The organism is Herbaspirillum sp. WTB6 (assembly GCF_057457785.1).
Genome location: NZ_CP176522.1, coordinates 1,291,914 through 1,304,923, shown reverse-complemented (window position 1 = coordinate 1,304,923; position 13,010 = coordinate 1,291,914). Strand labels below are relative to the sequence as shown.

The following is a 13,010-nucleotide window of genomic DNA, read 5'->3' as shown; positions in this document are numbered from 1 at the left end:
GCCATGACCACCGATTCTTCCGCATTGCCGCAGGTTGCCCGCAATAGTTTCGATACCGGGCCCTTGTCCTGGGTGATAGGCGAAATTCGCGAAGCGCTGACGCATTCCAAAGCCGCATTGAGCGAGGCCCTGGCCCAGGATGCCGAAGCCCGGGGAACTTCACTGCGTCATGCCAGGACCTGGCTGCATCAGGCGCACGGCGCGTTGCAGATCGTCGATGTCGATGGCGTGCCGATGGTCACGGAAACCATCGAGGATTTGCTCGACCGCCTGATTGCGGGACAGCTGGAGTTGACTCCCGATAACGCACGATCGATCCAGAGCGCGTGTCAGGCGCTGGTCGAATATCTGGAAGAGTTATTGTCTGGCGCGCCGCACCAGCCGGTGCGCCTGTTCCCGTATTACAAGATATTGCTGGAGGCGCGCGGTGCCGAACGGGTGCACCCGGCCGATCTGTTTTTCCCCGATCTGACGATTCGCCCGCAACTCCCGGCCCGGCCCGCGGCCGGCACTGCGGTCGATTATGGGGCGTTGCGCGCGCGCTTCGAAAAAATACTCTTGCCATTTCTAAAAGAGTCGAGCGAGGACGGCGATCCGTGCAATGCGATCGCGTTGGCGCAAATCATCGCTCAGGTGGAAAAGGCGCAAACCGGCCAGCAGGCGCGCGGGTTCTGGTGGGTAATGCACGCCTTTGCGGAGGCGGTCGCCAGTGGCCAGGTGGCCGCCGAACTGTATGTCAAGCAGTTGTTCGCACGCATCAACCTGCAATTACGGCGCCTGAGCCAGGGGGCGACCGGGATCACGGAACGCGTGTTGCGCGACGCGCTGTTCTTTCTTGCCGGCGCGCAGCATCCGTCGCCGCGTACCTTGCAGGTATGCAACGCCTGGGGGCTGGATGGTTTGGTGCCGCACGATTACGGCAAGCTGCGCTATGGGCAGGTTGATCTGGAATCCCTGGTATTGGCCAAGGAAAAGCTGAACCAGGCCAAAAACATCTGGAACCGGATCGTCGGCGGCGACGCCGGCTCGGCTACCGCCTTCGAACTGGAAATGAACGGGTTGAGCGAGGCAGGCAGCCGGTTGAGTTCGCCGTCCCTATCCCGGTTACTGCGGGAGTTGAACGGCATCGCGCGTCATGCCGCGCATGCCAGTCCGGGAGATGGTCTGGGGCTGGAAATGGCGACCAGTCTGCTGTTCGTCGAAAACGCGCTGAACAATCTGAGCCGCCTGCCGGAGGATTTTTCGGTGCGCGCCGAAGCACTGAGCGCGCGTCTGCTGTCGGTGGTTGCGGGCGAGGCACCGGCCGATTCGGCGCAATGGCTGAACGACATGTCACGCGAGGCGCAGCAGCGCCAGACCATGACGGCGCTGGCCGGTGAAATGCTGGCCAGCCTGCGCCAGGTCGAGAAAACGCTGGATGGCTATTTCAACGATCCGGCCGATCACAGCGTGCTGGCGCCGATTGACCAGGTGCTGCACCAGATCGAGGGCGCGCTGACCGTTCTGGATCAGGACGATGCACGGCGCGCGGTGCAGCATACGCGGGCGGCGGTGCGGGCATTTGCGCCAGCCGAGGTGGAGGTCGAGGCGGAGGCCGGGGCCGGAGCTGCCACCGAGGCGCCGGAGGTGCGGGTGCGGGCGTTTCAGCATGTCGCCCAGAATGTCGGCGCCCTCAGTTTTTTCATCGAAACGCTGCAGCTCCACTCCGAGGATGCCGGCAAGCGTTTTTCGTTCGATGCGGACGAAGGCATGTTCCGCGCCAATCTGCTGGAAAAACATAAAGCCCCGATGGCCTCGGTCCAAAATGAATTGCTGGCACCGGAGTTGGGCGACGTCGCAGATGTGGCCACCGCCGAGCAGGAGCTTTCCTGGCACCAGCAGCATTCGGCCAGCCTTGCGCTATCGCTGTCGGCGCAGCCGCACGATCCCGAGTTGCAGGAAGAGCTGAAAAAATCCCTGGAGCAGATCCGCGATGTTGCCATCCTGGTGGACAACCCGGACGCTAACGAGCGGGCGCAAACCGCGATCGATCTGCTGCAGCAACCGAAGTTCGCCGAATCGGGGGCTGGCGTCTCCGAAGTCGTGAATGCCACCGCCACGGCGCAGCCCGCGCCTGAGGTGGAGCCTGCCAGCCCCACGCCAACCAGCAGCGAAGCGGTGGACGCCGAACTGCTCGAGATTTTCCTGCTCGAGGCGGACGAGGTGTTGGCCTGTATCAGGGACACCATCCCGGCCTTGCGCGCGGAACCGCATAACCAGGATCACCTGACGACGTTGCGCCGTTCCTTTCATACGCTCAAGGGCAGCGGCCGGATGGTCGGCCTGAACGTATTCGGCGAAGCTGCGTGGAGCATCGAGCAGGTACTGAACTTGTGGCTGGCCGAAGGCCGTCACGGTACGCCGGCACTCGGGTCCTTGCTGGAACATGCGGCCGAGGTGCTGGCGGCGTGGGTATTCGAGATACAGACCGAAGGCGTATCGCCGCGCTCGCCCGAGAGCTTGGCGGATGCCGCCGGCCGGGTGCGGGCGGGAGGTGAATTCGCGCTCGACGCGGCGCCTGCGCTCGCGCCAGATGAACAGGATTTGCCAACGCCGGCAGCGATCCTGCCGACTGAAACATCGCCAGCTGGCGCCACACCCTCGGAACTGCCGCTGTCCGAATCGGTGGTGACCGAGGCGCCAGCCGAACTGCAGCAGGCGGAAGAAATCCTGTTGTCGGATGTCGAGTTGGCCGCCTTTGGCCGGACACTTGCCGGGGATTCGCCAACTACCGAGCCGGCGCCTATAGAGCAAGTTGTGGAACCGGAATCGGAGGCCTGCACCGTACTGCCGTTTACCGGCGGTCCGGCCGCGGCAACCGGCTACGATGACGGCGTCAAACGCATCGGCGATCTCGAAATCAGCGTGCCGCTGCATAACATCTATCTGGCCGAAACCGACCAACTGGTGCGGCAACTGTCGAATGACTTCGCCGAATGGCGTCATGAACCGCTGCGCCCGGTCGGCATTGAATCGGTGCACGCTGCGCATTCCCTGGCGGGCAGCTCGGCCACGGTCGGCTTTACGCCCTTGCAGGAAGTCGCCCACGCGCTGGAACTGCTATTGCTGCGCCTGTCGCGCCAGCCGGTAGTGCTGGCGCCGTCGCAATTCGATAGCCTGGAGGATTGCGTCGCGGGCCTGAAGCGCATGCTGCAGCAATTTGCCCTGGGCGAAATGCCGGCGCACGAGCCGACTCAAGTGGCGTTGCTGGGTCAGACGTTGCAGGATGTTGCCGCGCAATGGGAGCTTCTGCAGGCACAGGGCGACGTGACCGACGCAACTCCGGAGCACGCTGAATCCGTCGAGGCGCCGCAAGAAAGTGCGCTCGCGGTACACGTGCGCGCGCCGGCGGTTGATGAAAACCGGGAAGCGCTGGATCCGCTCCTGGCGCTGAAGGATGAGCTGGATGCGGATCTGCTGCCGGTATTCATAGAAGAAGGGCGCGACCTGCTGCCGCAAATGGGGCGCGCGCTGCGCCTGTGGCAACAGAACCCGGCGGATACTTCGGCGGCAGCACCGATCCTGCGTTTCCTGCACACCTTGAAGGGTAGTGCGCGCATGGCCGGCGCCATGGGGCTGGGCCAGCATCTGCACGAAATCGAAACCCGCATCGAGCAGATCACCTATGCCGATGCCGCAACACCGGCCGCGCTGGAGGACTTGCTGGCGCGCCACGATTACGGATTGCAGCTGTTTGAGGTGCTGCAAAATCCGCAGCAGGCGCCGCTTGCGGCAAACGCGGAAGATTCGGAGCAGCCGCAACCGGTGGTGTTGCCGCAGTTGATGCCGGTGGCAACCGCCGCGCTGGGTACCATCGTGACGGCATCGGCATCGGCATCGGCATCGGCATCGGCATCGCGTACGGCGGTAGCCGCGGCGGCAACGCCGCTGGTACGGGTGCGCGCCGACATTCTGGACCGACTGGTGAACCAGGCGGGTGAAGTCTCGATTTCCCGCTCGCGCCTGGAAACCGAAGTCGATGCTTTGCAGCAATCCCTGTCGGAACTGAACGAAAACGTCGATCGTCTGCGTTCGCAATTGCGCGAAATCGAAATGCAGGCGGAAACCCAGATTGCTTCGCGCATGACGCACAGCGGCGACCGCGAATTCGATCCGCTGGAGTTCGACCGCTTCACCCGCTTGCAGGAATTGACGCGGATGATGGCCGAGAGCGTCAACGACGTCGCCTCGGTGCAGCAAAACCTGGCGCGCACGGTGGAAGGTGCAAACAGCGGCCTTGACCTGCAGGCACGCCTGACGCGCGACCTGCAACAGGATTTGATGCGGGTGCGCATGGTGCAATTCGCCAGCATTTCGGAACGCCTGTACCGGGTCACGCGGCAAGCCTCGAAAGAGGTCGACAAGCGGGTCAACTTGGACATCCGCGGCAGCGCGGTCGAGGTCGATCGCAGCGTGCTGGAGAAAATGGCCGGCCCGTTCGAACACCTGCTGCGCAACGCGATCGTGCATGGCATCGAATCGCGCGAAGCGCGGCGCGCCGCCGGCAAGAGTGATACCGGCGAGCTGCGAATCGAGATCCGCCAGGAAGGCAACGAGGTCGTGATCCAGTTCTCCGACGATGGTCGCGGCCTGGACCTGTCACGCATTCGCGACAAGGCGCAGGCGGTTGGCTTGCTCCCCCATGAGCGCGAGGTATCGGACGCCGAAGTAACCGACCTGATTTTCAGTCCCGGCTTTTCCACCGCCAGCGAAGTCACCGAACTGGCAGGGCGCGGCATCGGCATGGACGTGGTGCGCTCCGAGGCAGCCAGCCTGGGCGGGCGCATCGAAGTCAGTTCGGAATCCGGTCGTGGTGCCCAATTCACGATTCACCTGCCGCTGACCCTGGCCGTGACCCAGGTGGTCCTGTTGTCCACCGGTGGCAAGAGCTATGCGGTACCGTCGGTGCTGGTGGAGCAGGTGCAACAGTTGAAGGCCCATGCGCTGGCGAGTGCCTACAACGATGGTGCGGTGATCTGGCAGGGTGCGCGGGTACCCTTGCATTTCCTGTCGACACTGCTGGGCGACCATGATGCAACTCCGGTTTCGCAGCAGTATTCGCCGCTCCTGATCCTGAAGAGCGGCAATGAGCGGGTGGCGATTCACGTCGACGAAATCCTCGGCAACCGCGAGGTCGTGGTCAAGAACATCGGCCCGCAACTGGCGCGCCTGATCGGCATTGCCGGTGCCACCGTACTGGGTTCCGGCGAGATCGTCATGATCCTGAACCCGGTGCCGCTGGCGCAGCGCGTGGCGCATGAAAGCGCGCGCGCGCCGCGTATCCTGCCGGCGGCGGACGACAACCATTCACTGGGGGCGGTGGCCGAGATGGGCCCGACGGCGTCGGCTACCCCGGTGTCGCAGCCGGTGGCCGGCTTGCGCACCCAGAACATCGTGATGGTGGTGGACGATTCGCTGACGGTGCGGCGCGTCACCCAGCGTTTGCTGTCGCGCGAAGGCTTCCAGGTGGTGCTGGCCAAGGACGGCGTCGACGCGCTGCAGCAATTGCAGGCGATCACGCCGGACGTGATGCTGGTCGACATCGAAATGCCGCGCATGGACGGCTTTGACCTGACCCGCAATGTACGCAGCGACGAGCGCACCCGGCACATCCCGATCATCATGATCACCTCGCGCACCGCCGCCAAGCACCGCAACTACGCGCTGGAACTGGGGGTCAACGAATATTTCGGCAAGCCGTACCGGGAGGAGGACTTGCTGGTTGCCATCAACGCCTTCATCCAGGCGCGGACGCCGCTGGTTTGATCCGGTGCGGGGGTGCCGCCGGGTATTCCGGTTGCCCTCGTCCCGCATCCCGCGCCTGCCAGCGGCAAGACCGTACCCGCGCCGATGAGGCTTGGAGTATGTTGAAATTCCATACATTTCACAAGCGGTAAATTGAGACTGTATGTGGGAGTATATGGCTTGCACGAGCCCTTTCTCGTCGCCCTTGCGGCCGGGCCCAGCAGCGATTCCAGTGCCAGGTAAGGCTTGGCAAAACTGCTAAAATACCGGCATGCCCAAGCAATCCCATTCCCGCAAACGCACTGCCGCCTGCGATGCAACCAAGGCCATGCCGGAAGCTGGCGCCGACTCCGATGCCGCCGCCGGCGCGGTGCTGAACCTGACCGATCATTTCCTGATTGCGATGCCTGCCATGCTCGACCCGATCTTTGGCGGCAGCGTGGTTTACCTGTGCGAACACAACGCTAATGGCGCGCTCGGCGTGGTCATCAACAAGCCGACCGACATGACGATGGAAGTGCTGTTCGAGCGTATCGACCTGAAGCTGGAAATCGCGCCGAATGACCGCTTGCCGCCATCCGAGCCCGTGATGTTCGGCGGTCCGGTGCAAGTCGAGCGCGGCTTCGTGCTGCATTCGCCAGTGCGGCAGTTTTCCTCGACCCTGGAAGTCAGTCCGGAAGTCGCCCTGACCACCTCGAAGGACGTGCTGGAGGCGGTGGCACACGGCGACGGCCCGGCGCGCATGCTGGTCAGCCTCGGCTGCTCCGGCTGGAGCGCCGGCCAGCTGGAAGAAGAACTGGGCCGCAACGGCTGGCTGACGGTGCCGGCCGATCCGGCAATCATCTTCGAACTGCCGGTGGGCGAGCGCTTCAATGCCGCGCTGCGGCTGTTGGGCATCGATCCGGTGATGCTGACCGCCGAGTCGGGGCGTGCCTGAATCCGGCCCCCGAACTGGCGTGGAAACGGTGCTCGGCTTTGATTTCGGCTTGAAGCGGATTGGCGTCGCAGTCGGCAACACACTCCTGAAACAGGCGCAGCCGCTGACCATCATCGAGACTGCCGCCAACGCCGACAAATTCGCCGCGATCGCGGCCTTGCTGGCCGAATGGCAGCCGGTGCGCTGCATCGTCGGCCTGCCGCTGCATCCGGACGGCGCGCCGCACGCGCTGACCGAACGTTGCCGCCGTTTCGCCCACCAACTGCACGGGCGCTTCGATCTGCCGGTGCAACTGGTGGATGAACGTTACTCGTCGGCGGTGATCCCCCGGCGGCACGGCGAGCGGATCGATGCCGAAGCCGCTGCCATCATCCTGCAACAATACTTTGCCACACTACCAGAATGAGCATGCCGAATCCTGAACTCGATGCCGAACTTCTCTACACGCAATTGCTGGAGCAGGTGCGCGCCGGCCTGGCGCAAGCCGACAACCTGGCCATCGTCGGCATCCGCTCCGGCGGCGCCTGGCTGGCGGAGCGCTTGGCGGCGGCGCTGCAACTGAGCCAGCGGCTCGGCTTCATCGACGTCTCGTTCTACCGCGACGACTACGCCGAGAAGGGTTTGCCGGCCGAAGTCAAGCCGACCCAGATCCCGTTCGACGTCGAGGGCGCCACCATCCTGCTGGTGGACGACGTGCTGTACACCGGCCGTACCACGCGCGCCGCCATCAATGAACTGTTCGACTACGGCCGGCCGGCCAGAATCCTGCTGGCGGCGCTGGTCGATCGCGGCGAGCGCGAATTGCCGATTGCCGCCGATTTCGTCGCCACTCGGGTCGCCCTGGCCGGCCGGCAACAACAACTGGTTTTGCAACGCGCCGCCGACGGCCGCTTCTCCTTCACGGTGACCCATGCATAACCCGCAACTGAACAAGGATGGCGAACTGCAGCATCTGCTGACCATCGAAGGCTTGCCGCGGCCGATCGTCACCCGCATCCTGGATACCGCGGCTTCCTTCGTCGGCCTCGGCGACCGCGAAGTGAAGAAGGTGCCGCTGATGCGCGGCAAGAGTGTATTCAACCTGTTTTTCGAGAATTCGACGCGTACCCGCACCACCTTCGAGATCGCCTCCAAGCGGCTGTCGGCCGACGTCATCAACCTGAACATCTCGGTGTCGAGTACCAGCAAGGGCGAATCGCTGCTGGATACGATCGACAACCTGGCGGCGATGCATGCCGACATGTTCGTGGTGCGCCACGCCGAATCCGGCGCACCCTACCTGATCGCCAAGCACCTGATCGACACCGGGCAAAACCACGTGCACGTGATCAACGCCGGCGACGGCCGCCATGCGCACCCGACCCAGGGCTTGCTCGACATGTACACGATCCGCCACTACAAGAAGGATTTTTCCAACCTGACGGTGGCGATCGTCGGCGACATCCTGCACAGCCGCGTGGCGCGCTCCGACATTCACGGCCTGACCACGCTGGGAGTGCCGGAAATTCGCGCGATCGGCCCGCGCACGCTGCTGCCGGGCGGGTTGGAGCAGATGGGGGTGCGCGTCTTCACCGACATCGAGCAAGGCCTGAAAGGCGTCGACGTGATCATCATGCTGCGGCTGCAGAACGAGCGCATGAGCGGTGCGCTGTTGCCGTCGGCGCAGGAATATTTCAAGAGCTACGGCCTGACGCCGGAGCGCCTGGCGCTGGCCAAGCCGGATGCGATCGTGATGCACCCGGGCCCGATGAACCGCGGCGTCGAGATCGACTCGGCGGTGGCCGATGGCAAGCAGGCGGTGATCCTGCCGCAGGTCACGTTCGGTATCGCGGTGCGGATGGCGGTGATGAGCATCGTGGCGGGCAATTAATTTGATTGCGGGACAGAGTTTGTGAGGCGCCGCAGCGCGCCGAGCTACTCTGTCCCCAACTGATCAAGAAAGACCGCCCGATGCGGCATAAAACACGACACTGGGTCCCCGCCTGCGCGGGGACGACATGGAAAATGAGTACGGAATGAAAATCCACATCAAAAACGGCCGCCTGATCGACCCCGCCAACGGCATCGACGCTGTCACCGACCTGTACCTCGCCGCCGGCAAGGTGGCCGCCATCGGCGCCGCCCCGGCCGGCTTCGTCGCCGCCCGCAGCATCGACGCTGCCGGCCTGGTTGTCGCGCCCGGTTTGGTGGATTTGAGCGCGCGTCTGCGCGAGCCGGGTTACGAGTACAAGGCGACGCTGGAGTCGGAAATGCAGGCGGCGATGCAGGGCGGCGTCACCAGCCTGGTGTGCCCGCCGGACACCGATCCGGTGCTGGACGAGCCGGGGCTGGTGGAAATGCTGAGGCACCGCGCCAAGGGCTTGAATCAGGCCCATGTGTATCCGTTGGGGGCGCTGACGGTCGGCCTCAAAGGCCAGGCGCTGACCGAAATGGCGGAACTGGCGGAATCCGGTTGCGTCGGTTTTGCCCAGGCCGACGAACCGATCACGGATACCACGGTACTGCTGTCGGCGCTGCAGTATGCACAAACCTTCGGCTACACCGTGTGGCTGCGGCCGCAGGACCCGCATCTGGGGCGGCGCGGCATCGCCCACAGCGGGCCGGTGGCGTCGCGCCTCGGCTTGTCGGGGGTGCCGGTGATGGCGGAAACGATTGCGCTGCACACCCTGTTCGAACTGGTGCGGACCACCGGCGCGCGCGTGCACGTGTGCCGTATCTCGTCGGCGGCCGGGGTCGAACTGGTGCGCGCGGCCAAGAAAGAGGGCTTGCCGGTCACCTGCGACGTTGGCGCGCATCACATTCACCTGTGTGACGTCGACATCAATTATTTCGATTCGAATGCGCGCCTGACGCCGCCCTTGCGCAGCCAGCGCGATCGCGCCGCGCTTTGCCAGGGGCTGGCGGACGGCACCATCGACGCCATCTGCTCGGATCACACGCCGGTCGACGACGATGAAAAACTGCGGCCGTTCGGCGAAGCGTCGCCCGGCGCCACCGGCCTCGAACTGCTGCTGTCGCTGGCGCTGAAGTGGGCCGCGGATTCGGCTCAGGCGCCGGGCGTCGCCGGCGCGCTGGCCAAGATCACCTCCGACGCCGCGCGCGTCGCGGGGCTGGCGTGCGGCCAATTGGCGGTCGGGAGTGCCGCCGATCTGTGCCTGTTCGATCCAGCCGTACGCTGGGTCGTGACGGCTGGCGCGCTCGCCAGCCAGGGCAAGCATACGCCGCTGCTGGGCTATGAGTTGAGCGGCCAGGTGCAGGCTACCATCGTCGGCGGCCATATCGCCTTCGAGCGCGACCGCGCTCCGGCCACTGTTTGATTGTATCCAGAGTATGCCGAAAAAATGCCTATATCCGCAGATATTTCAGGCAGTTTTAAGAATACACCAACCTGTATGAGGTCCGTGCAAGGTCCGCGCGCATGATCTTGCTGCGTTTGCTGCGGGTTTCGGTGCACCTGGCCTCCGGTTTGTGGACTTGCGCCACGGTTTTCCCGCGCACCGACAGCGCCGGGCGCAACGTCCGGATTCAGCGCTGGTCGATCAAGTTGCTGACGATTTGCGGCGTGCAACTGCAACTCCGGCAACACGGCCTGGCGCTGGCGCCGCAAGCCGCGCCGGCGCCACACGGACTGATCGTTGCCAACCATGTGTCGTGGCTGGATATCTTCGTCATCAATGCGGTCGAGCCGTGCCGTTTTGTCGCCAAATCCGACATCCGTGCCTGGCCGCTGATCGGCTGGCTGTGCCACCAGGCCGGTACCGTATTCATCGCCCGCGGCCGGCGAAGCGAGCTGCGCGCAATCCAGCAAGGGCTGGCGGCCAGCATCCGCGCCGGCGAGCGTATCGCATTTTTTCCCGAGGGCACCACCATCGGCCAGGGCACGCTGCTGCCGTTTCATGCCAACCTGTTCGAGGCGGCGCTCGATACCGCGCCGGTGCGGCCGTATGCATTGCGCTATCTGGACGAGCATGGCGAGCTGCACGGCGCGGTCGATTTCATCGGCGACATGAGTTTCGCGCAAAGCATGATCGCGATCCTGAAGGCCGGGCGCATCACGGCCGAACTGGTGCGCCTGCCGCCGATCGATTCCAGCAATACCGACCGCCGGCAACTGGCGCAAGCCGCGCGCAGCGCGATTGCGGCCGCGCTCGGCCACACGGAAAACTAGGGCGTCCCGATCTGCTGGTACTGCGGGCACTTGACCTGCAGCAGCGCGCGGTCGTGCAGCCGCACCGCGGACAGGTGGCCGCCCCAGACGCAGCCACTATCCAGCGCCATCAGGTTCGGACGCAGCAGCAAGCCGAGCGCCGACCAGTGGCCGAATACCACGGTGACATCGGCGCTCGCGCGGCGCGGCACCTCGAACCACGGCAAATAACCGGGCGGCGCCGAGTCCAGGCCTTCCTTTGCACCAAAATCCATGGCGCCGTCGGCGCTGCAAAAGCGCAAACGGGTCAAGCCGTTGACCACGCAGCGCAGGCGCTCGTTGCCGGACAGCGCATCATCCCAGCGCAGCGGCGTATTGCCGTACATGGCGCGCAGGAAATCGACCCAGCCGGGTCCGCGCAGCACCCGCTCGACTTCCTGCGCCAACTCCAGGGTTTGCGGTGCGCTCCATTGCGGCAGCACGCCGGCGTGCACCAGCAAATGGCCGTCGGCAAAGTGCGCCAGCGGCTGTTGCCGCAGCCAGTCCAGCAATTCATCGCGATCCGGCGCCGCCAAGATGTCGGCGATCGTATCCGAACGATGCAGGGGCCGGATGCCATGCGCGACCGCCAGCAGGTGCAGGTCGTGATTGCCCAGCACCACGCGCGCCCGCGCGCCCAGCGCCCGCACCAGGCGCAAGCTGGCCAGCGACTGCGGGCCGCGATTCACCAGGTCGCCGGTGAACCAGAGGGTGGCGGCGGGATCGGCGGCGTCGATCCGCCGCAACAGGGCTTGCAGGCTGGCGTGGCAACCCTGCAGGTCGCCGATCGCATAGGTGGGCATCGCGGGCTATCTCGTCGGAAATGAAGGATGGCGCAATTGTAGTCGGCGTGTGCGGTTGGCGGATTGCGCAAGCTGCCATCGGGCGGCGCAAGCGATGGTTTCCTTTAAAATGGCAGTTTTGCCATCTGCTTCTGCAAAACAGGGACGCACCATGATATTCGTCACCGGCGGCGCCGGTTTCATCGGCTCCAACTTCGTGCTCGACTGGCTGGCGGATCGCGACGAGCCGGTCATCAACTACGACAAGCTGACCTATGCCGGCAACCTGAACAACCTGGCCAGCCTGCGCAACGACCGCCGCCACATCTTTGTCCAGGCCGATATTTGCGATGGCGCGCAGGTGGCGGAATTGCTGGCGACGCACCGGCCGCGCGCGATTCTGCACTTTGCCGCCGAAAGCCATGTCGACCGTTCGATTCTCGGCCCCGGCGAATTCATCCGTACCAATATCAACGGCACCTTCAGCCTGCTGGAGGCGGCGCGCGGCTACTGGAGCGGGCTGGCAGGCGAGGAGTGCGACGCCTTCCGTTTCCTGCACGTTTCCACCGACGAGGTGTACGGCACGCTCGGCCCCGACGATGCGCCGTTCACCGAAACCACCGCGTACGCGCCGAACAGCCCGTATTCGGCGTCGAAGGCGGCGGCCGATCACTTGGTGCGCGCCTACCATCACACCTACGGCCTGCCGACCCTGACCACCAATTGCTCCAACAATTACGGCCCCTACCATTTCCCGGAAAAGCTGATCCCGCTGGTGATCGCCAACGCGCTGGCCGGCAAGCCGTTGCCGATCTATGGCGACGGCCAGCAGGTGCGCGACTGGCTGTATGTCGGCGATCACTGCGCCGCGATCCGGCGCGTGCTGGCCGCCGGCCGGCCCGGCGAGACTTACAATATCGGCGGCTGGAATGAAATGACCAACCTCGAGGTCGTGCATACGCTGTGCGACATGCTGGACCGACTGGCGCCGAAAGACGGCGGCAATTCCTACAGCGAGCAGATCACGTACGTCACCGACCGCCCCGGCCACGACCGCCGCTACGCGATCGACGCCCGCAAGATCGAGCGCGAACTGGGCTGGAAGCCGGTGGAAACCTTCGCTTCCGGCATCGCCAAGACCGTCGAGTGGTACCTGGCGCATCAGGACTGGGTGCGCGACGTGCAGTCCGGCGATTACCTGAACTGGGTTAAGAAGCAATACGGCTAGTGTGGCCAACCCGTCGCGACTGAGCGATTGGAAGCTTTCCCTGCCGTCCCCGCGCAGGCGGGGACCCGGTGTCGTTGACCCGCCAAGCCACTG

9 protein-coding genes are annotated in these 13,010 nt (G+C 64.7%); 8 read left to right on the top strand and 1 reads right to left on the bottom strand.

What is annotated here, in order from left to right; genetic code table 11:
• Positions 1-3: 3 nt before the first annotated feature.
• The 7 genes from ACK2VC_RS06010 (at position 4) to ACK2VC_RS05980 (ending at position 10,889) form a co-directional block, all read left to right on the top strand.
• Positions 4-5,805, top strand: a complete 5,802-nt coding sequence (locus tag ACK2VC_RS06010) for a hybrid sensor histidine kinase/response regulator (RefSeq protein ID WP_486732691.1) — start codon at positions 4-6, stop codon at positions 5,803-5,805.
• A gap of 250 nt (positions 5,806-6,055) precedes the next feature.
• A complete protein-coding gene (locus ACK2VC_RS06005) occupies positions 6,056-6,721 on the top strand; it encodes a YqgE/AlgH family protein (RefSeq protein ID WP_486732690.1) in 666 nt (221 codons plus the stop codon).
• A 19-nt stretch (positions 6,722-6,740) separates the two neighbouring features.
• Positions 6,741-7,127 (top strand): Holliday junction resolvase RuvX, encoded by a 387-nt coding sequence (gene ruvX, locus ACK2VC_RS06000; RefSeq protein WP_486732689.1) that lies wholly within the window; start codon positions 6,741-6,743, stop codon positions 7,125-7,127.
• The gene (gene pyrR / locus ACK2VC_RS05995; protein ID WP_486732688.1) at positions 7,124-7,639 is read left to right on the top strand and encodes a bifunctional pyr operon transcriptional regulator/uracil phosphoribosyltransferase PyrR; all 516 of its coding nucleotides are present in this window, start codon (positions 7,124-7,126) and stop codon (positions 7,637-7,639) included. The genes ruvX and pyrR overlap by 4 nt, the downstream gene beginning before the upstream one ends.
• Positions 7,632-8,591 (top strand): aspartate carbamoyltransferase catalytic subunit, encoded by a 960-nt coding sequence (locus ACK2VC_RS05990; protein WP_486732687.1) that lies wholly within the window; start codon positions 7,632-7,634, stop codon positions 8,589-8,591. Before pyrR ends, ACK2VC_RS05990 begins: the two co-directional genes overlap by 8 nt.
• Before the next feature lie 145 nt (positions 8,592-8,736).
• Complete coding sequence (locus tag ACK2VC_RS05985) at positions 8,737-10,038, top strand: dihydroorotase (RefSeq protein WP_486732686.1); 1,302 nt, start codon at positions 8,737-8,739, stop codon at positions 10,036-10,038.
• A gap of 101 nt (positions 10,039-10,139) precedes the next feature.
• A complete protein-coding gene (locus tag ACK2VC_RS05980) occupies positions 10,140-10,889 on the top strand; it encodes a lysophospholipid acyltransferase family protein (RefSeq protein ID WP_486732685.1) in 750 nt (249 codons plus the stop codon).
• On the opposite strand, the gene ACK2VC_RS05975 is transcribed toward ACK2VC_RS05980, so the two are convergent.
• Positions 10,886-11,710: a symmetrical bis(5'-nucleosyl)-tetraphosphatase gene (locus ACK2VC_RS05975; RefSeq protein WP_486732684.1), complete on the bottom strand. Its 825-nt coding sequence runs from the start codon at positions 11,708-11,710 to the stop codon at positions 10,886-10,888. The two genes, ACK2VC_RS05980 and ACK2VC_RS05975, sit on opposite strands and share 4 nt — an antisense overlap.
• Before the next feature lie 151 nt (positions 11,711-11,861).
• On the opposite strand from ACK2VC_RS05975, the gene rfbB reads away from it, so the two are divergent.
• Entirely contained in the window at positions 11,862-12,917 is a 1,056-nt protein-coding gene (gene rfbB / locus ACK2VC_RS05970; protein WP_486732683.1) for a dTDP-glucose 4,6-dehydratase, read from the top strand.
• The last annotated feature ends 93 nt before the right edge of the window (positions 12,918-13,010 follow it).

What these genes read in the sequence shown, in the direction of transcription:
- ACK2VC_RS06010 (WP_486732691.1), top strand. Translation starts at nt 4, where the DNA reads ATGACCACCGATTCTTCCGCATTGCCGCAGGTTGCCCGCAATAGTTTC.
- ACK2VC_RS06005 (WP_486732690.1), top strand. Translation starts at nt 6,056, where the DNA reads ATGCCCAAGCAATCCCATTCCCGCAAACGCACTGCCGCCTGCGATGCA.
- pyrR (WP_486732688.1), top strand. Translation starts at nt 7,124, where the DNA reads ATGAGCATGCCGAATCCTGAACTCGATGCCGAACTTCTCTACACGCAA.
- ACK2VC_RS05990 (WP_486732687.1), top strand. Translation starts at nt 7,632, where the DNA reads ATGCATAACCCGCAACTGAACAAGGATGGCGAACTGCAGCATCTGCTG.
- ACK2VC_RS05985 (WP_486732686.1), top strand. Translation starts at nt 8,737, where the DNA reads ATGAAAATCCACATCAAAAACGGCCGCCTGATCGACCCCGCCAACGGC.
- ACK2VC_RS05980 (WP_486732685.1), top strand. Translation starts at nt 10,140, where the DNA reads ATGATCTTGCTGCGTTTGCTGCGGGTTTCGGTGCACCTGGCCTCCGGT.
- ACK2VC_RS05975 (WP_486732684.1), bottom strand. Translation starts at nt 11,710, where the DNA reads ATGCCCACCTATGCGATCGGCGACCTGCAGGGTTGCCACGCCAGCCTG.
- rfbB (WP_486732683.1), top strand. Translation starts at nt 11,862, where the DNA reads ATGATATTCGTCACCGGCGGCGCCGGTTTCATCGGCTCCAACTTCGTG.